General features: G+C 70.2%; 25 protein-coding genes. 13 read left to right on the top strand and 12 right to left on the bottom strand.

Going from position 1 to position 21,844, the window contains the following annotated elements:
• Window positions 1-167 precede the first annotated feature (167 nt).
• Genes BMY74_RS06640 through BMY74_RS06625 form a run of 4 tightly spaced genes read left to right on the top strand, consistent with a single transcriptional unit; the run spans window position 168 to window position 3,599 of the window.
• Window positions 168-758: an RNA polymerase sigma factor gene (locus tag BMY74_RS06640; protein ID WP_177229606.1), complete on the top strand. Its 591-nt coding sequence runs from the start codon at window positions 168-170 to the stop codon at window positions 756-758.
• Window positions 751-1,788, top strand: a complete 1,038-nt coding sequence (locus tag BMY74_RS06635; RefSeq protein ID WP_089911201.1) for a CU044_5270 family protein — start codon at window positions 751-753, stop codon at window positions 1,786-1,788. Before BMY74_RS06640 ends, BMY74_RS06635 begins: the two co-directional genes overlap by 8 nt.
• Window positions 1,789-1,831: 43 nt before the next feature.
• Entirely contained in the window at window positions 1,832-2,389 is a 558-nt protein-coding gene (locus BMY74_RS06630; protein WP_089911198.1) for a TetR/AcrR family transcriptional regulator, read from the top strand.
• Window positions 2,390-2,447: 58 nt separating this feature from the next.
• The gene (locus BMY74_RS06625; RefSeq protein WP_089911196.1) at window positions 2,448-3,599 is read left to right on the top strand and encodes an FAD-dependent oxidoreductase; all 1,152 of its coding nucleotides are present in this window, start codon (window positions 2,448-2,450) and stop codon (window positions 3,597-3,599) included.
• Between the two features lie 21 nt (window positions 3,600-3,620).
• Here BMY74_RS06625 and BMY74_RS06620 read toward each other — a convergent pair whose 3' ends face one another.
• On the bottom strand, window positions 3,621-3,989 hold the full coding sequence (locus BMY74_RS06620; RefSeq protein ID WP_089912535.1) for a winged helix-turn-helix transcriptional regulator: 369 nt from the start codon (window positions 3,987-3,989) through the stop codon (window positions 3,621-3,623).
• An 84-nt stretch (window positions 3,990-4,073) separates the two neighbouring features.
• Here BMY74_RS06620 and BMY74_RS06615 point away from each other — a divergent pair, with 84 nt between their 5' ends.
• The 5 genes from BMY74_RS06615 to BMY74_RS06595 are packed head-to-tail and all read left to right on the top strand — an operon-like array spanning window position 4,074 to window position 7,377.
• Entirely contained in the window at window positions 4,074-4,469 is a 396-nt protein-coding gene (locus tag BMY74_RS06615; RefSeq protein ID WP_089911194.1) for a nuclear transport factor 2 family protein, read from the top strand.
• Between the two features lie 52 nt (window positions 4,470-4,521).
• Entirely contained in the window at window positions 4,522-5,661 is a 1,140-nt protein-coding gene (locus tag BMY74_RS06610; RefSeq protein WP_089912532.1) for an AI-2E family transporter, read from the top strand.
• A gap of 23 nt (window positions 5,662-5,684) precedes the next feature.
• Window positions 5,685-6,182 (top strand): peptide-methionine (S)-S-oxide reductase MsrA, encoded by a 498-nt coding sequence (gene msrA / locus BMY74_RS06605; protein WP_089912529.1) that lies wholly within the window; start codon window positions 5,685-5,687, stop codon window positions 6,180-6,182.
• The gene (locus BMY74_RS06600; RefSeq protein ID WP_089911189.1) at window positions 6,161-6,661 is read left to right on the top strand and encodes an MOSC domain-containing protein; all 501 of its coding nucleotides are present in this window, start codon (window positions 6,161-6,163) and stop codon (window positions 6,659-6,661) included. Before msrA ends, BMY74_RS06600 begins: the two co-directional genes overlap by 22 nt.
• Window positions 6,658-7,377: a polysaccharide deacetylase family protein gene (locus BMY74_RS06595; protein ID WP_089911186.1), complete on the top strand. Its 720-nt coding sequence runs from the start codon at window positions 6,658-6,660 to the stop codon at window positions 7,375-7,377. Before BMY74_RS06600 ends, BMY74_RS06595 begins: the two co-directional genes overlap by 4 nt.
• On the opposite strand, the gene BMY74_RS06590 is transcribed toward BMY74_RS06595, so the two are convergent.
• The gene (locus BMY74_RS06590) at window positions 7,374-8,246 is read right to left on the bottom strand and encodes an SDR family NAD(P)-dependent oxidoreductase (RefSeq protein ID WP_218159538.1); all 873 of its coding nucleotides are present in this window, start codon (window positions 8,244-8,246) and stop codon (window positions 7,374-7,376) included. The genes BMY74_RS06595 and BMY74_RS06590 overlap by 4 nt on opposite strands.
• Entirely contained in the window at window positions 8,246-8,971 is a 726-nt protein-coding gene (locus BMY74_RS06585) for an SDR family oxidoreductase (protein WP_089911183.1), read from the bottom strand. The genes BMY74_RS06590 and BMY74_RS06585 overlap by 1 nt, the downstream gene beginning before the upstream one ends.
• A 93-nt stretch (window positions 8,972-9,064) precedes the next feature.
• On the opposite strand from BMY74_RS06585, the gene BMY74_RS06580 reads away from it, so the two are divergent.
• On the top strand, window positions 9,065-9,736 hold the full coding sequence (locus BMY74_RS06580) for a TetR/AcrR family transcriptional regulator (RefSeq protein WP_089911180.1): 672 nt from the start codon (window positions 9,065-9,067) through the stop codon (window positions 9,734-9,736).
• Here BMY74_RS06580 and BMY74_RS06575 read toward each other — a convergent pair whose 3' ends face one another.
• The 5 genes from BMY74_RS06575 to BMY74_RS06555 all read right to left on the bottom strand — a co-directional run bounded on the left by BMY74_RS06575 (window position 9,737) and on the right by BMY74_RS06555 (window position 14,010).
• Window positions 9,737-10,486, bottom strand: coding sequence for an NPP1 family protein (locus BMY74_RS06575; RefSeq protein ID WP_245785943.1), 750 nt, complete (start codon window positions 10,484-10,486; stop codon window positions 9,737-9,739). It abuts the gene before it with no gap.
• 171 nt (window positions 10,487-10,657) lie between these two features.
• Window positions 10,658-11,551, bottom strand: coding sequence for a pentapeptide repeat-containing protein (locus BMY74_RS06570; RefSeq protein WP_245785942.1), 894 nt, complete (start codon window positions 11,549-11,551; stop codon window positions 10,658-10,660).
• Window positions 11,552-11,576: 25 nt separating this feature from the next.
• A complete protein-coding gene (locus BMY74_RS06565) occupies window positions 11,577-12,599 on the bottom strand; it encodes a hypothetical protein (RefSeq protein WP_089911176.1) in 1,023 nt (340 codons plus the stop codon).
• Window positions 12,596-12,790, bottom strand: coding sequence for a hypothetical protein (locus tag BMY74_RS06560; RefSeq protein WP_089911173.1), 195 nt, complete (start codon window positions 12,788-12,790; stop codon window positions 12,596-12,598). Before BMY74_RS06560 ends, BMY74_RS06565 begins: the two co-directional genes overlap by 4 nt.
• 398 nt (window positions 12,791-13,188) lie before the next feature.
• The gene (locus BMY74_RS06555) at window positions 13,189-14,010 is read right to left on the bottom strand and encodes a siderophore-interacting protein (protein WP_218159537.1); all 822 of its coding nucleotides are present in this window, start codon (window positions 14,008-14,010) and stop codon (window positions 13,189-13,191) included.
• Window positions 14,011-14,086: 76 nt separating this feature from the next.
• Between BMY74_RS06555 and BMY74_RS06550 the strand changes: the two genes are divergently transcribed.
• Complete coding sequence (locus tag BMY74_RS06550; protein ID WP_089911171.1) at window positions 14,087-14,566, top strand: hypothetical protein; 480 nt, start codon at window positions 14,087-14,089, stop codon at window positions 14,564-14,566.
• 83 nt (window positions 14,567-14,649) lie between these two features.
• Window positions 14,650-16,095: an argininosuccinate synthase gene (gene argG / locus BMY74_RS06545; RefSeq protein ID WP_089911168.1), complete on the top strand. Its 1,446-nt coding sequence runs from the start codon at window positions 14,650-14,652 to the stop codon at window positions 16,093-16,095.
• A 53-nt stretch (window positions 16,096-16,148) separates the two neighbouring features.
• Here the strand turns inward: argG and BMY74_RS06540 are convergent, their stop codons facing one another.
• Both BMY74_RS06540 and BMY74_RS06535 read right to left on the bottom strand, forming a co-directional pair.
• Complete coding sequence (locus BMY74_RS06540) at window positions 16,149-16,622, bottom strand: hypothetical protein (protein WP_143091467.1); 474 nt, start codon at window positions 16,620-16,622, stop codon at window positions 16,149-16,151.
• A gap of 31 nt (window positions 16,623-16,653) precedes the next feature.
• Window positions 16,654-17,868 carry an MFS transporter gene (locus tag BMY74_RS06535; RefSeq protein WP_089911162.1) on the bottom strand — a complete coding sequence of 405 codons (1,215 nt, stop codon included), beginning with the start codon at window positions 17,866-17,868 and terminating at the stop codon, window positions 16,654-16,656.
• 82 nt (window positions 17,869-17,950) lie between these two features.
• On the opposite strand from BMY74_RS06535, the gene BMY74_RS06530 reads away from it, so the two are divergent.
• Window positions 17,951-18,838 carry a LysR family transcriptional regulator gene (locus BMY74_RS06530; protein WP_089911159.1) on the top strand — a complete coding sequence of 296 codons (888 nt, stop codon included), beginning with the start codon at window positions 17,951-17,953 and terminating at the stop codon, window positions 18,836-18,838.
• Here BMY74_RS06530 and BMY74_RS06525 read toward each other — a convergent pair.
• Together BMY74_RS06525 and BMY74_RS06520 are read right to left on the bottom strand one after the other, a co-directional pair.
• The gene (locus tag BMY74_RS06525; RefSeq protein ID WP_245785941.1) at window positions 18,828-20,444 is read right to left on the bottom strand and encodes a tannase/feruloyl esterase family alpha/beta hydrolase; all 1,617 of its coding nucleotides are present in this window, start codon (window positions 20,442-20,444) and stop codon (window positions 18,828-18,830) included. The genes BMY74_RS06530 and BMY74_RS06525 overlap by 11 nt on opposite strands.
• 12 nt (window positions 20,445-20,456) lie before the next feature.
• A complete protein-coding gene (locus BMY74_RS06520) occupies window positions 20,457-21,833 on the bottom strand; it encodes an MFS transporter (RefSeq protein WP_089911156.1) in 1,377 nt (458 codons plus the stop codon).
• Window positions 21,834-21,844 lie beyond the last annotated feature (11 nt).

Below are 21,844 nucleotides of genomic sequence, written 5' to 3'. Positions count from 1 at the left end.
TTGCCGCTGACGTACATGTTCGGCGAGCGCAGTGGTCCCGTTCGGGATGACCGCCTCCGAGTTCGCCGCCCGCCACCCGTTCCCGCGCGAGATCTGACCGGCTGACCCACGATGTGGCCGTGAGCACACGCCGGGAACGCTCCTGCGGGCTGCGACCAGGTAGGTCCGTGCGAACCCGAGAGGCGCCCGTGGCGCTGACACCAGAGGAGGCGCCGGCCGTGCTGGACGAGGCCGCGTTGCTCGACCTCTACGAATCGACGGCCGAGCGGCTGCACCGCTACGTGGCTCGGCGGGTCGGTGCCGACACCGCGCAGGACGTGGTCTCCGAGGCGTTCCTCGTGCTGTGGGACCAGCGGGCGGGCCAGGCCTACGACGCCGACGCCGTCCGCGCCTGGCTCTACGGCGTGGCGACGAACCTGTTGCGCGGCCACGTCCGCGCCGAGGAGCGCAAGCTGCGGGCGTGGAGCAAGGAGCACGCGGCCCGCACCGACGAGGCCGACATCGGTGACCGGGCCAGCGCCGCGGCCGACGCCGGCACGCTCGCCGGGCCGCTCACCGCCTGGCTCGCCGAACTGCGCGTCGAGGAACGCGAGGTGCTGCTGCTGCACGCGTGGGCCGACTTCACGCCCGCCGAGATCGCCGTGGCGCTCGACGTCCCGGTGGCCACCGTGCGCACCCGCCTGCACCGCGGCCGGGCACGGCTGCGCACCCGCCTCGCGGCGACCGACCACGACTTCAAGGAGGACAGCCATGCCTGAGTCCCAGTCCGACACCCTCGACCGCGTGCTCGACGCCGCGCTGTCGCGCGCCGGTGACGAGCCCGTCGAGTTCGACGTGGCCGCCGGCAGGGCCGCCCTGGCCGCCGCGCTGGAGGACCGCGCCGCGCGACCGGCGGAGCACAAGCCCCGTCGCACCCGCTGGCTCGCCGCCGCGGCCGCCGTCACCGTCCTGACGGGAGCGGCCCTCGCCGCCTCGACCGCCGACTTCGGCGGCACCTCCGCGACCGCCGCCGAGCAGCTCGTCAGGGCCGCCGACCTGGCCGCCCGCGTCGTCGAACGCCCGCTCGCGCCCGGCCAGTTCCGCTACGTGCGCAGCCGGTACGAGGGCATCACCGTGGAGGGGGACGGCGGCAAGGCCAGTGCCACCGACCTGACCCAGGAGGAGTGGGTTCCCGCCGACCGGCGCGACGAGTGGATGTTCCGCAACCAGATCAACTCGGTGAGGTGGCTGGAAGGCCACGAAGGGCAGGGGCGGCCTGACGCCGGCACGTCGTTCAAGGACGGCCAGGAGTTCCGCGGCAAGTGCGGCAAGTACTCCTACTACGCCGAGGGGCAGCCGGACCGCTGCACCGACGGCTCGTTCCACAACCCGACGCCGGAGTTCGTCGCGGCGCTGCCGAAGGACCCGGCCGCGATGCTGGCCAGGCTGCGGGAGGCCGGGCAGGCCGGGGACGCGGGAGCGCTGGTGCAGGCGGGGGCCGCGTTGAACTCGGGGCAGTACCCGGCCGAGGTGAGGGCGACGATCTTCCGCGCGCTCGCGCTGCTGCCCGGCCTGGTCGTCACCGACAGGAAGGCCAACCTCGACGGCAAGGAAGGCGTCGCGCTCGGCCTGAAGCACTTCGACGACTTCACCGAGATCATCGTCGACCCGGACAACGGGGACTACATCGGCAGCCGGGCGACGGTCGCCGAAGACCTCCCACCGGAGGAGGGCGGACTCGAGAAGGGGACCGTCCGCAGTTCGTCGGCGGTGACCACGAAGATCGTGGACTCGCTGGGCGCCCGCTGACCGCCCGAGGTGCTCGACGAGGGCCGCGAGTTAGGTTGAGCGCGTGCCCAACTCAGCCGACCGCGGCCGCCGCACCCGTGAACAACTGATCGACGCCGCCGCCGCGCTCGTGGGCGAGGTCGGCTGGGGCGCCGTGACCACGCGGCTGGTCGCGGAACGGGCGGGTGTCAACGCGGCCCTCGTGCACTACCACTTCTCGTCGGTGTCCGAGCTGCTGGCGACGGCCGCGCTGCAGCACGCGACCCGGATCCTGGCCGAGTCGGCGGACGCGCTGCGGGAGACGCCGCCGGCGGAGGGCGTCGAGCGGGTCTTCGCGGACCTGTCCCGCTTCACCGGCACGGATCCGGAGTCGTTGCTGCTGACCGAGGCGTTCCTCGCCGCGCACCGGCTGCCGGAGCTGCGGGAAGGCCTGGCGGCGCTGGTCGCGGACTTCCGGGCGCGGGTCGCCGACTGGCTGCGGGCGTCGGGCGTCCGAGACGCCGACGCGGTGGCGTTGCTGCTGAGCGCCGCCCTCGACGGGCTGGTGCTGCACCGCGCGCTGGACCCGTCGGTCGACCCCCGCGCGGTCGCGGGCCCCTTCCGGCGTCTCGTCACGGGCTGACCAGCGAGGTTCGCGACGATTCCGCCGATCACAGCGACCGTGCTGCTAGATTGGGCGTATGCCTAAGTCGAACGCCCAACAGAGAGCGTTGATCGTCGGAGCGGGGATCGCCGGGCTCACCACCGCGTGGTGGCTGGGGCGCGCCGGCTGGGACGTCCGCGTCGTGGAGAAGGCGTCGTCGTTCCGCGAGGGCGGCTACATGATCGACTTCTTCGGGCCGGGTCACGAGGTGGCGCGGCGGATGGGCCTGCTGCCCGCGCTGGAGCGGTGGCGCGCGCCGATCTCGTCGGTGACGAGCGTGGACTCGCGCGGGCGTCGGCGAAGTGAGATCTCCACGGCCGCGTACGAGGCGGTCGCGGACGGGGTGATCAGCCTGCTGCGCGGTGACCTGGCCTCGGCGATCCGGGACGACGTGCACGCCCCTGTCCGTTACGGCACAACGGTTTCAGTCGTGGACGACGGACTGGTGACGTTCTCGGACGGGACTTCCGGCGAGTTCGACCTCGTGGTGGGCGCGGACGGCGTCCACTCGCGGGTGCGGGAGCTGGTGTTCGGGCCGTCGTTCGTGCGGTACCTCGGGCACCACGTGGCGGCGTTCTCGGTGCGGGACGCCGCTCTGAGCGCGCGGATCGGGTACCGGTACCAGATGCTGACGGTGCCGCACCGGATGATCGGCTGCTACGCCGTGCGGGACGGCGCGACGGCCGCGCTGATGCTGTGCCGGGCACCGTCGGCGGAGGTGCCCGACGATCCGGCGGCCGCGCTGCGCGCGCGGTTCGGCGACCTCGGCTGGGTCACGCCGTCTCTGCTCTCGGTCGTGCCGCAGGACGTCTACTACGACGAGGTGTCCCAAGTGGACATGGCGGTGTGGCATCGCGGCAAGGTCGTGCTCGTCGGTGACGCGTGCGGGGCGGTCTCGCTGTTCGCCGGCCACGGGGCGTCGCTCGCGATGGCCGGCGCCTGCGTGCTGGCGGAGGAGCTGTCCGCGGGCTTCGACGGCGCCTTCGCGCGCTACCAGGCGCGGATGAAGCCCGCCGTGGAGCGCACGCAGGAGTTCGGGCGGCGGTTCATCGGCTGGATGGCGCCCTCGTCGGCGTGGCGGATCTCCGTGCGCGACCTGGTGTTCCGGCTCTCCGGGCTGCCCGTCGTGCGGAACCTCGTCCGGGGCTCGCTGGTGCCGGACGTCGACGGCGTGCTCACGCCGGCCTGAACACCTCGCGCCGGTCGTGCGCTAACGGGCGTCGTAGCTCTCGCGGTTCACGAGCACCTCGGCGATGTGCTCCTCCGCCCACCGGCACAGTGCGAGCAACGGCTCGTGCAACGTGAACCCGAGCTCCGTCAGCTCGTACTCGACCCGCGGCGGCACCTCGGCGAAGACGTGCCGCGTGACGAGCCCGTCGCGCTCGAGGTCGCGCAGGGTCTCGGTCAGCACCTTGCCGCTGATCCCGTCGAGCCGCGCTTTCAGGTCGCCGAACCGCGTGCGTCCGCCGCCCAGCACCGACACCGCCATCGCCGTCCACTTGTTCGCGATGCGCGCCAGGCTCGTGCGGGAGGGGCAGGTGGCCGCGAGCACGCTCCAGTCCGGCATGGTCTGTGACATGGCGCACATCCGTCCAATGGTTACGTTGAGGTAATTGGTTACTTTTCGTGAGCATAGGTCAACCGCAACACAAAGGAGAGACCTATGACCACCCCGCTCGCCGTCGCCACCGCCTACTTCGAGGCCTTGGAAGCCGGCGACTTCGACACGGTCGCCACCTACTTCGCCGACGACGTGGTGTGGCACCAGCCGGGCGAGAACCAGTTCTCGGGCGTGCACCGCGGCAGCGACGCCGTCGGGGCGATGATCGGCGGGATGATGGCCGTGTCCGAGGGCACCTTCTCGTTGGAGCGCAACGCCCTGTTGATGGTGAACGGCGAGGTCGTGGCGGCGCCCGTGCACTGGACCGGCAAGCGGTCCGGGGCCGAGATGGACGGCGTCGGCGTCGACCTGATGCGCGTCGTGGACGGCAGGGTCGTCGAGGTGTGGCTGTTCACGGCCGACCCGGCGGAGGAGGACGCGTTCTGGGGCCGCGGTTAACGAAACGGCATGTCTGCCACCCCTCAGGCCGGGGTAACGACAGACTGTGGGCGTGGAACGGGATCGCAAGTGGGCGGACAAGGGTGAGGCCATCGGGCACGGCGTGAGCTGGCTCGCGCGGTGGAGCCTGCGGGCGGCGCTGGCCGCGCTCGGCTTCTGGATGGTGTTCTGGCTGATCGGCAAGCTGTGGGTGGTCGTGATGCCCGTGCTGCTGGGTCTGCTGATCACGACGGTGCTGTGGCCGCCGGCGCGGTGGATGATGTCGAAGGGCCTGAACGCGGCGCTGTCGGCCACGATCGTGCTGCTCGTGGGGCTGGGTGTGCTGGGTGGTGTGATCGCGGCGATCTCGTCGTCGATCGCGTCCGGTGTGCCCGAGATCGCGCAGAGCGCGCAGAAGGCGATCACGCAGCTGCAGGACTGGGCGTCGGGCCCGCCGTTCAACCTGCGGGGCAGCGACCTCGACCGGCTCATCTCGCAGGGCGTGGAGCAGCTCAAGTCCAGCATCGGGTCGATCGCGGGCGGGCTGCTGACCGGGGCGGGCGCGGTGACGTCCGGGCTGGTCACCGGCGTGGTGGCGTTGCTGCTGGCGTTCTTCTTCGTCAAGGACGGCATGCGCTTCACGCCGTGGGTGCGCGGCGTGATCGGCGAGCGCGCCGGCGCCCACGTCACGACGGTGCTGGAGCGGATCTGGGTCACGCTCGGCAGCTTCATCCGCAGCCAGGCGATCGTGTCGCTGATCGACGCGGTGTTCATCGGACTCGGCCTGATCATCCTGGGCGTCCCGCTCGCGGTCCCGCTGGCCGCGCTCACGTTCCTCGGCGGGTTCGTCCCGATCGTCGGCGCGTTCATCGCCGGTGCGCTGGCCGTGCTGGTCGCCCTGGTCAGCAACGGCCCGACCACGGCCATCATCATGCTCGCGATCGTCATCGTCGTGCAGCAGGTCGAGGGCAACGTGCTGCAGCCCATCCTGCAGTCGCGCAGCCTGCGCCTGCACGCGGCGGTCGTCCTGCTCGTCGTCACCGCCGGCACCTCGCTCTACGGCATCGCGGGAGCGTTCTTCTCCGTGCCGGTCGCCGCGGCCGTGGCGGTCGTCATCCGCTACCTGGGCGAAGTCATCGAGGCCCGGTCCGTAAGGGTTCCGTCACATCCCGACGGGGATGATTCGGTCGAGACCGAGCGTTCTCCTGAGTGAACACCGAGAAGAGGAGCGTCACAGTGACGGAGAAGGCAGTTCTCGCGGGCGGCTGTTTCTGGGGCATGCAGGACCTGTTCCGCCGCCACCCCGGCGTCGTCTCCACCCGCGTCGGGTACACCGGCGACCCGAGCACGCCGAACGCCACGTACCGCCGCCACGGCAACCACGCCGAGGCCATCGAGATCACGTTCGACCCGGAGAAGCTGAGCTACCGGCAGATCCTCGAGTTCTTCTTCCAGATCCACGACCCGTCGACCCGCAACCGCCAGGGCAACGACATCGGCGCCAGCTACCGCTCGGCGATCTTCTACACCGACGACGTGCAGAAGAAGGTCGCGGAGGAGACCATCGCCGCGGTCGACGCCTCGGGCAAGTGGCCGGGCAAGGTCGTCACCGAGGTCACGCAGGAGTCGGACTTCTGGCTGGCCGAGCCGGAGCACCAGGACTACCTGGAGCGCTACCCCAACGGCTACACGTGCCACTACGTGCGGCCGGAGTGGCAGCTCGGCGAGCGTTGATCGAGATCGTCGCGCTGCACGTCTCACCCGTGCACGCCTTCGAGGGCCGTCCGTCGGACGGCCCTCGTCCCGATCCCGGACCTGTTTCGCGTGACCACGTCGTCGTCCGCGCCGGGCTCGGCATCGTCGGCGACCGCTACTTCAACCACCCCGCGCACCGCAACGCGGCGGTCACCTTCATCTCGGCCGAGTCGCTGCGGGAGTGGTCCGCGGACCCGTTGCTGGCGCGCCGCAACGTCGTGGTGCGCGGGTTCGACGTGGACGCGCTGCCGCGGGGGACCGTGTTCAGCCTGGACAGCGGCGACGGACCGGTGCGGTTCGAGGTCCACCGGCCGGCGCACCCGTGCGCGTGGATGGACCAGGTGATCGGACCGGGAGCCTTCAAGGGGTTGCGGGGCAGGGGCGGGATCCGCTGCGTGCCACTGGACGACGGGGTGCTGCGCACCGGGAAATCCGCCGTGGCCATGATGGACGCATGAAGTGGTTGCGCCGCAAGCCGACGATCATCGCGGCGGTGGGGCTCACGCTGACGCTGACCGTCGCGGTCTCCCTGTGGAACGTCGCCAGTGCCCGTAGCTTCCAGTTCTTCGGTGACCTGGTCGACCGCGTCGAGACCGACGAGAAGCTGGTCGCCCTCACCTTCGACGACGGCCCCGACCCGGCCGGCACCCGGCAGGTCCTGGAGCTGCTGAGTGCCGAGCAGGTTCCGGCCACCTTCTTCCTCATGGGCCGCGACCTCGAGAAGCACCCGGACCTCGGCAGGCAGATCGCCGAGGCCGGACACGAGATCGGCAACCACACCTACAACCACCAGCGCATGATCGGCGTGCTTCCCGGCACGGTGGCCAAGGAGGTCGAGGACACCGACGCCCAGATCCGCCGCACGGGCTACACCGGTGACATCCACTTCCGCCCGCCCAACGGCAAGAAGCTCTTCGCTCTGCCGCGTTACCTGCAGCAGCACAACCGCACGACCGTGATGTGGGACGTCGAGCCGGACTCCGAGGGCACGCCCACCGCCCAGGAGATCGCCCAGCGGACCTTGGCCGAGACCACGCCGGGCTCGATCATCCTGCTCCACCCCATGTACGCGGGCCGGGCCGAGACCCGTCAGGCGCTCAGGCCGATCATCACCGGCCTCAAGGAGCGCGGGTACCGGTTCCTCACCGCGTCCGCGCTCCTGGCCGGCCGCTAGATCAGGTCGGCCAGCTCCACCCGGCGCAGGAACTCGCCGCGCACCCGGTCCGCCACCGCGTTCACGACCTCGGCCCCGTCGGACGACGGGTCGACGTGCACGCGGAACGGGGGCTTCGAAGCGCCCACCACGTCCACGATCGCGTCCGCCACGGCACCGACGTCCGCCCACGACGGCTCCAGGTCCGCCAGTCGTTCGCCGACCTGGTCCATCAGGCCGGGGTAGAGCGCCTCGTACTCCGCGGCGCGGGACGTGTCGGCGGGGGTGCCGCTGTGCGCGAAGTGGTTGGTGCCGTGGGTGAACGCGCCCGGCACGACGATGGTGGTCTCGATGCCGAACCGCAGCAGTTCGGCGCGGTAGGAGACCGCGAGGGCGTCCATCGCCGCCTTGGCCGCGAAGTACGGCGCGAGGTACGGGGGAGTGCCGCCGCGCGTCGAGCTGGAGCCGACCCACACGACGTGGCCGGAGCGCTGCCCGCGCAGGTGGGGCAGGGCGGCGCGGTTCACGCGCTGGGTGCCCAGGACGTTGACGTCGTAGAGGGCCGCGTACTGCTCCGGCGTGAACGCCTCGGCGGGACCGGTGACCATGTGGCCCGCGTTGTGCACGACCACGTCCAGGCGCCCCCGCGCGGCGATGATCGACGCGATGGCGGCGTCCGCGGACTCCTGGGACTGCACGTCGAGCTCGACGGCGTGCACGTCGGCCTTGTTCTCGGCGCCGAACGACTCCAGCTCCGCGACGGCGGAGGCGTTGCGCCCCGACGTTTCCCGCATGCCCGCGTAGACCGTGTGGCCGGCGAGGGCCAGCCTGCGGACGGCCAGTGCGCCGAACCCGCTCGACGCGCCCGTGACGACGATGACCTGGCCCATCAGATGATGCCTCCGTTCGCACGAATGGTCTGGCCGTTGATCCACCGGGCGGGACCGGCCAGGAACGAGATGACCTCGGCGATGTCGTCCGTGGAACCGAGGCGCTCCAGGGGCGGCTGCTTCGCGAGGGTGTCGATGGTCGCCTGGTCCTTGCCGTCGAGGAACAGGTCGGTGGCCGTGGGGCCGGGAGCGACGGTGTTCACGGTGATGTCGCGGCCGCGCAGCTCGCGGGCCAGGATCAGCGTCAGCGCCTCGACGCCGCCCTTCGACATCGCGTAGGCGCCGTACTGCGGGAAGCGCAGGCCCACCACGGACGACGAGACGTTGACGATGGCGCCGCCGTCGCGCAGGGTCCGCGCGGCCTGCTGGTTCACGACGAACGTGCCGCGGGCGTTGGTGCGCATGATCTTGTCGAACGTGTCGAGGTCCATGTCCGCGACGGTGCCGAGCGGCATGATGCCGGCGGAGTTGACGACGACGTCGACGCCGCCGAACGTCTCCGCGGCCAGCGCGAACGCGGCGGCCACGGCCTCCTCGTCGCCGACGTCGGCCTGGGCGGCGACCGCCTGGCCACCGTTCGACCTGATCTTCTCGACGGCCTCGTCGGCCGCGGTCCTGTTGCCGGCGTACACGATCACGACGGCCATTCCGTCGGCGGCGAGACGCTCGGCGGCAGCCCGCCCGATACCCCTCGATCCCCCGGTGACGATCGCAACGCGAGTCATGTCAATGCTCCTAGCTGCTGTTTCCGTTGATACCTGAATCAACGTATCACTGATATCGAATCAGCGATACCAGCGATGTGTTATCGTCGTTACATGGACACGAGGGAGCGGCTGGTGAAGGCTGCGGCCGACCTGCTCGTCGAGGGCGGCAAGGAAGCGGTCTCCACGCGCGCGGTCGCGACGGCCGCGGGGGTGCAGGCGCCCACGCTGTACCGGCTCTTCGGGGACAAGGACGGGCTGCTCGACGCCGTGGCGGCGCACGGGTTCGCGGGCTACCTCGCCTCGAAGCAGGCGATGGGGGCCACCGGCGACCCCGTGGACGACCTCCGCCGGGGCTGGGACCTGCACATCGGCTTCGGCCTGGCGCGGCCCGCGTTCTACCTGCTGATGTACGGCGAGCCGCGCAAGCGCGAGGCGCGGCTGGAGGCGGACGCGATGCTCCGCGAGATCATCGGCCGCATCGCGTCGGCGGGCCGGCTGACGGTCCCGGTCGAGCAGGCGGCGCAGTTCGTGCACGCAACCGGCCTCGGCGTGGTGCTGGCGCTGATCGCGACGCAGGAGCAGGACCGCGACCTGGACCTGATCGCGTTCACGCGCGAGAACGTGATCAGGGCGATCACGAAGGACGCCTCACCGGACGAGCCGACCGACGTCCCGAGCCGCGCGATCGCGTTGAAGGCGGCACTGGAAGAGGACCCGCCCCAGATGCTGTCGCACGCGGAACGGGTCCTCCTGGCCGAGTGGCTCGACCGTGTCGCGAAGTGATCAGGCGTTCGGGTCGAACGGGATCCCGGCGGGCTTCGCGCTGCTCAGGTTGTAGTTGAACGCGCTGTCCTTGATCGCCAGGGACGCGCTGCCGAAGTTCGCGTTCACGAGCTTGTCGCGCACCCCGGCCGGGAAGCGGTTCCAGCTGACCAGGTCCGGGTACTGGTAGACCCCGTAGTGGTTCTCGGCCTGCTCGCCGTTGCCCGCCAGCCGGAAGCAGTGCGTGCTGGCGCCGTCCTTGTGGTAGATGATCTTCGGGTGGGTCCCCTCCCACTGCACGTTGGCGCGCGGGTGGGTCTTGTACTTGCCGTGCTCCGACGTCGAGACGTACTGGGCCACGTCGTTCTGCACCCAGACGACCACGTGCTCGATGTCGTGGCGGTGACCGCAGCAGTCGATCAGCGGCACCGCCTGGTCCTTCTCGAAGTACAGGTCGTACAGGTAGGCGCACCAGCCGTTGTTGCACTTGGAGCGGCTGTAGGAGTTGGTGTTGTCCAGGTCGGACTGGTCGTGGCAGTTGCCGTTCAGCGCGCCCGAGTTCTTCAGGCCGGGCGCGATGTCACCGGTCGGCGAGATCGCCGGGGTGGGGTAGCAGCCGTCGCCGTCGTAGTCGAAGGCCGGCTGCCACTTGCCGTCGGCCTCCTCGTAGTTCGCGGGGATCGCCCTGGGCGGGTCGGCGAGCGCGACGCCGGGCACGAGCACGGTGATCAGCAGGGCGCCGGCGAGCGCGGACAGGAGCTTCTTCCTCAACTTCAGCCTCCGGTGTGCAGGGGAGCGGAAGGCCTTGCGAGGCAGAAGGTGGTACATGAACGGCGTTCACGTCTAGTGACTTCGCCAAAACTTTGCCGAACCGGGAAATTAACAACCCGGTCGCGGTGGGTGATCCACTGCGGTTCACCTAGGGCCCGGCGATGACGGCACTCACCTCGGACAGGCACCGGGAACAGGCGAAGCCGAGGTGGGCCACACCTTGGCCGCGCTCGTCTGGCTTTCGGAGACGACGGCTCCCTCCACCGCCGCACCGGTGGCGTCGAGGTCGGTGGTCACCGCTCCCGTGAGGTCCGCGCCGCGCAGGCAGGTGTTGGTGAGCACCGCGCCGCGCAGATCCGCTCCGGTGAAGTCCACGCCTCGCAGATCGGCGCCGCTGAGCCTCGCGCCGCGCAGGTTGGCTCCCCGGAGGTCGGCCCCGGCGAGCCGGGCGTCCTCGAGGATCGCGTCCTCCAGGGACGCACCAGGTGCGCTGGCGCCCGGAAGACGCGCTCCGCGGAGGTTCTGGTCGTCGAGCTTGATCCCTTGCACCGCGATGCCGGGTGATGGCGTTTCACGCAGCTGTTCGGCGGACGGGACACCGCGCGTGAAGATCGTGGACGAGGCTCCGACCGGGCGGTTGGTCAGCAGACCGTACTGAGCCGCGAGGATGGCCGCGGTGACCAGCAGGCTGACGGCGACGATGATGGGCAGCAACCACTTCCGCGGGAAGCCTTCCACGCGTCGGCTGGCGAAGAGCACGATCGTCGAGGTCAGCCCGACGCCTGACAGCAGGACCCCCAACGGCCCGAACAACTGTCCCGAAACCGCTATCACCACGATGAGGACCGCGGGCCAGATCCACATCATCGACCGGTCGCTTGGTGACGACTCGTCCTGGACACCGCGAGTCGTCGCCTCGCGGGTTGGGCGGGAGGTGGCGTCCGGAACACCGGGAGCCTCGTCAGCTTCGGGAAACTCGCTGGTGAACTGCTCTAGGCGTGACGTCGCCACGCCCTCGGGGTGCACGCGCTCCGCGGAGTCGTCGTTGGGAACCACAAGAGGCATGGTGTCAGGTAGCTCAGCGAAGCGGTCAGTCGTTCTGGGTCGGCTGCACGACGAGTTGCACCTGAGCAGCCGCCTGGGCGTCCTGGGCGGCCTCGTCGTAGGGCAACGAAGCCTCGTCGTCGGAGGCGAAGATCTTCATGAGCGTGGTGTTGCTGCGCCGCTCCTCCTCTGTCGACGTCGGTTGCTTCACCCCCATGCGGCGGTAAAGCTCCGTCCTGCTCAGATCGATGAGAACGGTGATGCTCGTGCCGTACTCGTGAGCGAGGGCCACCGCGCCGCGGTAGGAGAGATAGGCGACCGTGTAGGGCGCCAAGGCCAGCAGGAGCCAAAGGCCATGTCTCGCCATCACGACGAGTGTCACGGCGACGGCCAGCAGACCCATCAGCGACGTGCGGAGTGCGAGTTCCAGTTGCACCCGCTGGTTCTGGACGTAGGCGATCTCCCTGTCGGTCGCGACCATGGCCAACCTGGGCACGGCGACGAGCGGGTCGATTCCGTACGCGCTTCCCGCTGTCCGTTCGTAACTGCGGAGCACGTTTCCCAGTCGAGTCGGCAGGATCTCCCGGACACCGGGATAGGAGCCGAGTGCTCGCTGGCTCTCGGACCCGACGACCACTGCCCGGACGAGTTCGGGCGAAGCCGTGCGGAGGTCCAGCGCCTGTGGACGGTCCCGGGCCACTGCATCTTGACTCGAGGCGTCGGCGTTCCGCAGATCGAACCAGCGGCGGCGGTGGCGGAGAATGCGCATCGCGGCCAGTCTGGAAGCGATCGGGGAACCGCCCCAGTAACCCTCGAACAACTGGATCAGCGGGAACTGCAGCGGGTTGAGTGACAGCGCCAGCGTCAGCCCACCCAGTCCGGCCACCACGATGCCGTACCACGGTGCTTCGTCGAGCGCGGACCACCGGAAGGGAGCAGACCACCCCACGACGACGATGAGGTAGACATAAGCGCAGAAGAGCGCTGCCGGAATGGCGCTGACGACCGTGAAGTAACGGCCGACCTTGCCCGCTCCGGATGAGAGTGTCCCGACCACCGCCGTGCTCACCGTCCGCCCCTCCTCACCTTCGCGGGGCACACGTCGCAGTACGCCGCCCTGCCGTCGCCGGTGACGACCAGGTAGCCGCTGCCGCAGTTGCCGCACTCCATCGGATCGTGCAGGTAGAACTGGTGCTGCCGGTTCGCTATGCACACGAAGAGCGGACCGCCCTTCTGCTGCTTGCCCCAACGTCCGCACATCGGGCACAGCGGGGACCGAACAGTGTGTCTGTTCGAGCAGACCCAGCCGGACAGGTCGAAGCGGTAGGACCATTTACCGCACGTGCAGTGCGTCCAGGCGAACCACCCGTCTCTGGGGCAGAAGGCGCTGTGCGACGAAGGATCGAGTGCGTTTGCTCCGCATCTCGGGCACTTGACCTGATCACGCGCCTCGTAGCGGCCGCCGCCGGGAAGGCGCTGACCGCTCTCCGACATCGCGAGGACCACGGCGAGCAGACGGAACAACCTCACAGCGGCCCACCCCCTGCGCACGAGTCAGACAAGGCTAGGGCCGTGCCCGCGTGATGTCATCGGAACGGGGGCGAATGTCGTTTCGAGGCGGTGACGTTCCGTCGCGAACAGGCTCCGCTGAAACCGCGTCACTCGCGGGCCGAGCCCACCTTCCAGTACCCGCTGAACATGATCGCCTTGCGGTCCACCCCGCGGTCCTTCGTCAGGTGCCGGCGCACCCCGGTCGCGAGCGCCGACTCGCCACAAGCCCACGCGTAGTCCACAGTGGACAGCGCCTTCCCCTGGACGGCCTTCAGCACCGCGGATCCCGGCTCGGCATCACCGCGGTACACCCACTCCACGTCGAGGTCGAGCCGGTAGGACTCGTCCGGCACCTCGGCGAACACGTGCAGGGGGCGCGTCTCCGCCTCGAGGATCGCGGCCAGCGCGGGGAGGGCGGTCTCGTCGGCCACGAGCAGCACCGAGCCCTCGGCCGGTGGGCGGTAGGCCGAGCCGCCGGCGCGGAAGCCCGCTGTGTCGCCCGCGATGGCGCGGCGGGCCCAGCGGGTGCCGGGGCCCGCGTCGCCGTGCACGACGAAGTCGACGTCGATCTCGGCCACGTCCGGGCGGTGTGCGCGGACCGTGTACCAGCGCAGGTCCGGCCTCGTGTCCTCGGGCATCTCGCGCAGCGACGTGCGGACGTTGATGCGGTCGTCCGGCGGCAGGACGAGGTCGCGGCCGAGGGCGATCATCAGGCCGAAGTACTCGTCCGGGCCCGTCACGGTGTAGGAGGCGAACTCCGGCGCGTGGAAGGTGATGCGGCGCATGTGCTCGCCGAGTTCGGTGACCGCGGTGACGGTCATGACGAACTGCTCGAAGACCTCGCGGCGGTTCGCGGGGGCCATCATCATCTCGGCGGCCTTCGTGGCGGCCTTGAGGGTGAACCGCTCGAAGGCGGAGTAGCGCGTCATGGCAGCAAAGTACACCTTTGGTTAGGCTTGCCTAAACCCTTCGGCGAAATCTCGATCAGTGCCGCACACTGCGGAGATGTTCCCGAGGACCGCGCAACAGCAGTGGTGGTTCGAAGAACCCGCCAGCAAGAACCGCAGCCAGGCCATCGGTCTGAGACTCGCCATCGCGTACCACCGGCGGGACGCCGAGGCCGTCGGACGGCTGCTGCCCGACGACCGGGGTGAGGTCTGGCTCGTCATGGGCGCGCTGGAGAACGGCCTGCTCGGGCTCAACCAGATCTACCCGCCCGGGCCGCCGGACGAGGTGTGGGAACGGGTCACCCCGATCATCGACGCCTCCGCGCCGAAGGGTGTCGCGGCCCAGATGCGCGCGTTGCTCGCGGCGATGTCGCACGCCATGTACAACGCCACGCTCGGCGAGGTCAACGCACGCAAGGAGGAAGACCCGTACGTGGGCGCGCACCTGTACGCCGCCATCACGGCGATGCGTGCCGACGAGCACGAGGGCAGTGTCCAGCGGATGCAGGCGAAGGCGGACGAGCTCGATCCTGCCTAGTCGACCTGCGGAAACGGGGTTGAGGCGGAAGTAACAGCCACCCGGACGTGCATGCTCATACATTGTCGTGCATAATTCTCAACGTGTCCAAGGTGCTCACTTCACTTCCGGCCGGCGAACGCGTCGGCATCGCCTTCTCCGGTGGTCTCGACACCTCCGTCGCGGTCGCGTGGATGCGTGAGAAGGGCGCTGTGCCCTGCACGTACACCGCGGACATCGGCCAGTACGACGAGCCCGAGATCGAGACGGTCCCCGGCCGCGCCGGCACGTACGGTGCCGAGATCGCCCGGCTCGTGGACTGCCGTGCCGCGCTCGTCGAGGAAGGCCTCGCGGCACTGGCCTGCGGCGCGTTCCACATCCGTTCCGGTGGCCGCGCGTACTTCAACACGACGCCGCTCGGGCGGGCCGTCACGGGCACCATGCTCGTGCGCGCCATGCTCGACGACGACGTGCAGATCTGGGGTGACGGCTCCACCTACAAGGGCAACGACATCGAGCGGTTCTACCGCTACGGCCTGCTCGCGAACCCGTCGCTGCGGATCTACAAGCCGTGGCTCGACGCCGCGTTCGTGACGGAGCTCGGCGGCCGCAAGGAGATGTCCGAGTGGCTGCTGGAGCGTGACCTGCCGTACCGCTCGTCGGTCGAGAAGGCGTACTCCACGGACGCGAACATCTGGGGCGCGACGCACGAGGCCAAGTCGCTCGAGCTGCTCAACGAGGGCATCGAGATCGTCGAGCCGATCATGGGCGTCAAGTTCTGGGACCCGTCGGTCGAGATCGCGACCGAGGACGTCACCATCGGCTTCGACCAGGGCCGCCCGGTCACCATCAACGGCAAGGAGTTCCACGACGCCGTCGACCTGGTGCTGGAGGCGAACGCCATCGGCGGCCGCCACGGTCTCGGCATGTCCGACCAGATCGAGAACCGCATCATCGAGGCCAAGAGCCGCGGCATCTACGAGGCGCCCGGCATGGCGCTGCTCTACATCGCCTACGACCGCCTCGTGAACGCGATCCACAACGAGGACACCGTCGCGGCCTACCACAACGAGGGCCGCAAGCTCGGCCGGTTGCTGTACGAGGGCCGCTGGCTCGACCCGCAGTCGCTGATGCTGCGCGAGTCGCTGCAGCGCTGGGTCGGCGCCGCGGTCACCGGCGAGGTGACGCTGCGGCTGCGCCGGGGCGACGACTACTCGATCCTCGACACGTCCGGCCCGGCGTTCAGCTACCACCCGGACAAGCTGTCGATGGAGCGCACCGAGGACTCGGCGTTCGGTCCGGTCGACCGCATCGGCCAGCTGACCATGCGCAACCTCGACATCGCGGACTCGCGCGCCAAGCTGGAACTCTTCGCGGGCCTCGGCATGGTCGGCACGCGGCAGTCGGCGCTCATCTCGGCGCAGCCCGAGCCGACCCAGCTGATCGGCGACGTGCCGGACGGCGGCGCGGAGGCCATCGCCTCGCGCGGTGAGGTCTCGGCGGCCGACGAGCTGCTCGACGCGGCGGCCATGGAGTTCGGCACGGACTGACGTTCCGCACGTGACGGGGCAGGTGGGTCATCCCGCCTGCCCCGTTCGCGTCGTCAGGTCTGCGGCCACATCGAGTAGATGACGTTGTCCTCGTCGGCGCACACGACCTGCGGCATGATCCCCTCGGGGACCTGGTTGCACGACATCGGCCCGACCTCGATCGGCGGCAGACCCGTGTTCGGCTGGGAGCGCTCGGCGTAGTAGTCGAACAGCACGGCGCTCGCCTGGTCGCAGTTCAGCCGCCCCGACGGCGTCTCGACCACGACGGCCAGCATCGGCTTGCCCAGGGCGCCGGTGAAGGGCTTGTCGCAGTACTGCGACGGCATGCCCTCGTACTGGTCCGGCGACACGCCGTTCAGCGCGGTGGTCCTGCTCGCCGACGTGGTGGTGGTCGTCGGCGCCTGGGTGGTCTCCTGCGACCGGGTCGTCGTCTCGGGCGTGCCGGTCGACGAACCCGACCCGGTCACCGGCGAGGAGCAACCGGCCGCGAGCACGGCGACGAGCACTGGGGTGATCAAGGACCTCATGTCCGCCAGGTCGTCGCCGGAGCCGCCGGTGTTACCTCTTCCGGGTGAGTGCGCCCACCGCGGCCAGCAGCACGAGCACGACCGCGGCGAACCACGTCATGACCGCGGTCGGCGGGAGGAAGCGCGTCGCGAGGCCGATCGACAGCGACGGCACGCTCAAGCCCAGGTAGGCGATGAAGAACAGGCCCGCCAGCGCCTCACCGCGCTTCTCCGGCGCCGCCATCGCCGTCACGGCCCCGATCGACGCCTTGAACTGCACGCCCGCGCCGATGCCGGCGACCGCGCCGCCGACGAGGAACACCGGGAAGCTCGTCACCTGCATCCCGGCGACCACCAGCAGCACGCCGACCGCCTGACCACCCAGGCCGAGCGCGCGGCGAACACCCGGCGCGAGGCCTCCCGTCACGGTCTGGGCGAGTGCCGCTCCACCGAAGACGAGGAAGACCACGAGCCCGGCCAGCAGGCGCGACGGGTGGTGCAGTTCGCCCGCCACGAAGCCGGGCGAGACGGACGTGAACACGCCGAACACCGCGAACGCCGTGAACGCCCCGGTGGCCGCGGCGACGTAACCCGCGCGGTCGCCGTGGTCGGCGCTGATCCGCTGCGGGCGGTAGGAGAACCGGGACCGCACCACGGTTTCCGGCGTGAGTGCGACCGCCGCGACGCTCACGGCCAGCAGCACCGCCAGCACGACGTACGGGGTGCTCAACGGTGACGACACGTACTGCGCGAGCACACCCGACACCAGCGCGCCGACGCCGAGGCCGCCGATGTTCGCGGCGGTCGACACGATCTCGAACCGGCGGGACGACGCCCCCGGACGGTGCCGCGTGTGCAGGTCGAAGAGGTAGGCGGTGGCGGTCGCGGTGATCATGCCGACGCCGAGGCCGTTGACGACGCGCGCGACGACGAGGACCGGCAGCGAGGTGCTGGTGAGGAAGAGCAGCGCGGAGACGATCTCGAGTCCCAGCGCCGGGATGAGGACGGTCTTGCGGCCCACCCGGTCGGACACGTGACCGGCCAGGACCAGGCTGACCACGACACCGACCGCGAACGCCGCGAACACGACGGTGATCGCGAACGTCGAGAGGCCCTCGCGGGCCACGTAGAGCGGGAAGAGCGGGGCGGGCACGGTCGAGTAGGCCATCGCGACCAGGAAGGTCGCGGCCACGGCCCAGAAACCGCGGCCGTGGTGCCTGCTGGTGCGGGGCTGGTCGGTGACCGGTGAGTCGAGGAGCACGGACATGGCTCCACCCTGCGCGCCCGGATGTATCACGTCCAACGAAAGTTCGAGCTTAGGATCATCACATTCTGAGATACTCGCAGTTGTGGACGTTCGTCAGCTGGAGTACTTCGTCGCGGTCGCGGAGGAGAGCAGCTTCACGCGTGCCGCCGCCCGCGTGCACGTCGTCCAGTCCGCCGTCTCGGCCGCGATCAAGACCCTCGAACGCGAGCTCGGCGCCACCCTGCTCGACCGCAACTCCCAGCGCGTCGTGCTGACCGACGCGGGGGAGGCGTTGCTGCCGAAGGCCCGGGCCGTCCTGGACGCCGTGACCGAGGCGAAGGACGCCGTGGCACAGGTGAGAGGAGGACTGACGGGGACGGTCCGGCTCGGCACGCTGAACGCGATGACCCTGGTCGACCTTCCAGCGCTGCTCGGTGAGTTCCACCGCCGTCACCCCGGCGTGCTGGTGCGCACCAACGCGGCCACCACGGGCTCCATCGGGCTCGTCGAACAGCTGCTGGACCGCAGGCTCGACGTGTCCTTCGTGTCGCTGCCGGGCGAGGTGCCGGCCGGGATCGTGCTCGACGAGCTCACCCACTCGGTCATGGACCTGGTCGTACCGCACGACCACCCGCTGGCGGCGAGGACCGAGGTGTCCCTCGGGGAGCTCGCGGGCCTGGACTTCATCGACTCACCGCTGGGCTACGGCAACCGCGCCGTCGTCGACCGCGCGTTCGCGGCCGGCGCGATCCCCCGGCGCGTGACCCTGGAGATGTCGGACCTCTTCACCGGGGTCGACTACGTGCGCCACGGTCTCGGCATCGCGTTGCTGCCGGGCTACGTCCTGCGCGACACCCGGGACGTCGCCACGCTCCGCGTCACCGGCGCGGACCTGCGGTGGCCGATCGGGCTGGCCCGACCGGCCGACCGCGCCCCGAGCGCCGCGACCAGGGCGTTGATCGCGGTGGTGCACGAGTTCCTCAGGCGGTGACGCAGGTGAAGCTCGCCGCGCTGTCCTGGTCCCCCGAGCGGTACCGGGGCCAGGCCGGGTACTCGCACAGCGGACGGGTGCGGTTGTGCGCCAGGTCGGTCACCACGGGGTCGCGCGGCGACCGTCCACTCGCGACCCACTGTTCGAGCGCGGTGAGCGAGTCCCAGCCGGCGGCGAACGCGGGCGTGCCGAAGTTGGCGTGGTTCGCGCCCGGCACCAGGTAGTAGCGCAGGAAGTCGCGCGTCTTCTCCGGTCCCAGCAGGTCGCGCACGCGTTCGTAGTAGTCGTTGGTCGAACGGTGCGAGACCAGCTCGTCCGCGTTGCCGTGCACCAGGATCAGCTTGCCGCCGGCACGGGCGAACGGGCGGAGGTCGGCGTTGTTGCGGTCCTGGATCGTGGACAGCTCGCTGATCCGGTCGAGCCACCTCCCGGGTCGCGCGGGATCGAGGTCGAGGGAGTTGAACGCGGGGTCGCGGGTCAGGAAGTGCTTCACCCACTGGTCCCAGTACTGCATGCCGTACCCGCTGGTGGCCGGCATGGGGTTGGCCGGCGCGGTCGTGCCGAACCCGAGGAACGGGGTCCGCATGTCCGCTCCCGACAGGAACGGGAAGCCGGGGTACTGCTTCTCGCCGCTCGCGACCCGGTACGGCCACCGGAACGGTGTCGACATGGCCGCCACGGCATCGATCTGCGTGTCCGGCAGGCACGTGGGACCCGTGTCCGCGCCGTCGGGGCAACGCAGGACACGGGGGTCGAAGTGGCAGCCGCGCTGGTTCGAGACGACCCGGTCGGTGACGCCGTCCAGCCCGTCGCACGCGGCGATCACGCTGTCGTACACCAAGGTCTGCTTCTCGGGGCCGGGGAACGCGCCGGGCCGGGCGAGGACCTGCGTGAGGTGGCCCAGGTACAGGACCTCGGCGAGGTTGTTCCACGCGGGATAGCCCGAGATCACGCCGTCGAACGCCCGCGGCCAGCGCTGCGCGACGATCAGCGCCTCGCGCCCGCCGGTCGACCCGCCGGCGAAGAACGATCCGGCGGGCCCGCGCCCGTAGGCCCGCCGGATCAGGAACAGGCTCGCGTCGTGCGTCTTCTTCAGCGCGTCACCGGCCGCGAAGTTCCGCAGCGCCTCGTCGTTCACGCCGAACGAGCCGTCCAGCGACGGCACGGTGCCCGGCTTCTGCTGGTGCCCGGAGTCGCTGGCGAACACCGCGTACCCCCGCGCCAAGGGGGCCACCGCGGTGGAGAACGGCACGTTGCCGGTGAGGGCCGGGATCGTGCCGTTGTAGCCGCCACCGCCGAACATCATCGCCTTGCGGTTCCACGTCCGCGGCAGCGAGATCCGCATCTTGATCGCGGGGGCCGACCGGTCGACGGGGTACAGGTCCGCGTCGACCTGGCAGTGCTCGACGGTCTGTCCACTCACGACACTGGTGGTCGGGACGGCCGCCGTGACGCGGCCGCCCGTGGTCGGGAGGCTGAGGGCGGACGCCGGGATCCTCAGCTGGTCCAGCGCCGCGCAGTCCGGCACACCGGTCCACGCGGTCGCGAGCGCGGGGTCGGCACCGAGCAGCAGGACCGAGGTCGCCAGTACGACGAAAGTCTTCACGCCCGAGCCCTTTCAGCGGTAGAGGTGCGTGCCGGGAACGGCCTGCGGGTCCTCGCGGACCTCGGCCGGGTTCGTCTCGGGCAGGAACCACGCGCTGACGAACGTGATCAGCCCCATCAGGGTGATGTAGGCGGCGACGGGGATCGTGCTGCCGGTCTCGGCGATGAGCGCCGTCATGAGGAACGGCGTGCCACCGCTGATGATGATCGCGGAGAGCTGGTAGGACAGCGACGCGCCGGAGTACCGGACGTTGGGCGCGAACAGCTCGCCGAGGAAGCTCGCGATCGGGCCGTAGGTGAGGCACTGGAAGGTGAACCCCACGACCACAGCGACGAAGATGAGCGGCAGTGACGCGGTGTTGACGAGCCCGAAGTACGGGAAGCCCCACAACGCCACGCCGAGACCGCCGACGAGGATCAGCGGCCGGCGCCCGATCCGGTCGGAGACGTGTCCCGCCCACGGCAGCACGGCGAGCATCGCCACGGACCCGAGCAGCACGACGGCGAGCAGCCCGTCGCGGTCGAGCTTCAGCGACGTCGTGCCGTAGTTGAGCAACCCGGCGATGCTGACGTAGAAGAGGCTGTTGGTGGCCGAGAGGATGCCGCAGGCGAGCAGGATCGTGCCCCACTTGGACCGGATCACCTGCGCGAGCGGGGCGCGGACGACGGCGCGCTCCGGGCGGGCGACCTCGTTCTGCAGCGCGCGGAACTCCGGCGTGTCCTCCACTTTGGACTGGATGTACAGCACGACACCGAACATCACGATGCTGACGAGGAACGGGATCCGCCAGCCCCAGCTCAGGAACGCGTCGTCCGGCATCAGCCCGCTGGCCGCCACGAAGATCAGGTTCGAGATGATCACCGCGACGAAGACGCTGGTCTGCCCGAACGTCCCGGCGAACCCGCGCCGCTTGGGACTCGCGGACTCGGTGAGCAGCAACATGATCCCGCCCCACTGGCCGCCCGCCGCGAGTCCCTGCAGGAACCGCAGCGTCACCAGCAGGATCGGGGCGAGCGCGCCCACCGACGACGCGCTGGGCAGGCAGCCGATCAGGAACGTCGCCGCGCCCATCAGCGCGAGGCACGTGACCACGACCGGCTTGCGGCCGTACTTGTCACCGAAGTGCCCGGCGAGCACCCCGCCGACCGGCCGCGCCACGAAGCCCGCCCAGAACGTGCTGAACGCGAGCAGCGTGCCGGTCAGCGCCGAGGACTGCGGGAAGAACACCTTGGGGAACACCAGCGCGGCCGCGGTGCCGTAGAGGAAGAAGTCGTACCACTCGATCGAACTGCCGATCAGGCCCACGGTCAGCAGCTTGCGGAAGCCGCGGCGGCGGGTCGCGTCGGTCTGCGCGGACTGCTCTTCGGGCTGGGCCAGAGGGGTTGCCATACATGCCGCCT

This window comes from Lentzea albida (assembly GCF_900111005.1).
Taxonomy (GTDB): Bacteria; Actinomycetota; Actinomycetes; order Mycobacteriales; family Pseudonocardiaceae; genus Lentzea; species Lentzea albida.
The sequence above is the reverse complement of the archived record's forward strand: the minus strand, read 5'-3'. Positions and strand labels throughout refer to the sequence as shown.

Excerpts from the sequence above, each read along its gene's own strand:
- BMY74_RS06595 (WP_089911186.1), top strand. The coding sequence starts at position 6,658 with ATGAAGTGGTTGCGCCGCAAGCCGACGATCATCGCGGCGGTGGGGCTC.
- BMY74_RS06570 (WP_245785942.1), bottom strand. The coding sequence starts at position 11,551 with ATGCCTCTTGTGGTTCCCAACGACGACTCCGCGGAGCGCGTGCACCCC.
- BMY74_RS06580 (WP_089911180.1), top strand. The coding sequence starts at position 9,065 with ATGGACACGAGGGAGCGGCTGGTGAAGGCTGCGGCCGACCTGCTCGTC.
- BMY74_RS06625 (WP_089911196.1), top strand. The coding sequence starts at position 2,448 with ATGCCTAAGTCGAACGCCCAACAGAGAGCGTTGATCGTCGGAGCGGGG.
- BMY74_RS06550 (WP_089911171.1), top strand. The coding sequence starts at position 14,087 with ATGTTCCCGAGGACCGCGCAACAGCAGTGGTGGTTCGAAGAACCCGCC.
- BMY74_RS06615 (WP_089911194.1), top strand. The coding sequence starts at position 4,074 with ATGACCACCCCGCTCGCCGTCGCCACCGCCTACTTCGAGGCCTTGGAA.
- BMY74_RS06620 (WP_089912535.1), bottom strand. The coding sequence starts at position 3,989 with ATGTCACAGACCATGCCGGACTGGAGCGTGCTCGCGGCCACCTGCCCC.
- BMY74_RS06585 (WP_089911183.1), bottom strand. The coding sequence starts at position 8,971 with ATGACTCGCGTTGCGATCGTCACCGGGGGATCGAGGGGTATCGGGCGG.
- BMY74_RS06535 (WP_089911162.1), bottom strand. The coding sequence starts at position 17,868 with ATGTCCGTGCTCCTCGACTCACCGGTCACCGACCAGCCCCGCACCAGC.
- BMY74_RS06540 (WP_143091467.1), bottom strand. The coding sequence starts at position 16,622 with ATGAGGTCCTTGATCACCCCAGTGCTCGTCGCCGTGCTCGCGGCCGGT.
- BMY74_RS06520 (WP_089911156.1), bottom strand. The coding sequence starts at position 21,833 with ATGGCAACCCCTCTGGCCCAGCCCGAAGAGCAGTCCGCGCAGACCGAC.
- BMY74_RS06555 (WP_218159537.1), bottom strand. The coding sequence starts at position 14,010 with ATGACGCGCTACTCCGCCTTCGAGCGGTTCACCCTCAAGGCCGCCACG.
- BMY74_RS06590 (WP_218159538.1), bottom strand. The coding sequence starts at position 8,246 with ATGGGCCAGGTCATCGTCGTCACGGGCGCGTCGAGCGGGTTCGGCGCA.
- BMY74_RS06635 (WP_089911201.1), top strand. The coding sequence starts at position 751 with ATGCCTGAGTCCCAGTCCGACACCCTCGACCGCGTGCTCGACGCCGCG.
- BMY74_RS06560 (WP_089911173.1), bottom strand. The coding sequence starts at position 12,790 with ATGTGCGGACGTTGGGGCAAGCAGCAGAAGGGCGGTCCGCTCTTCGTG.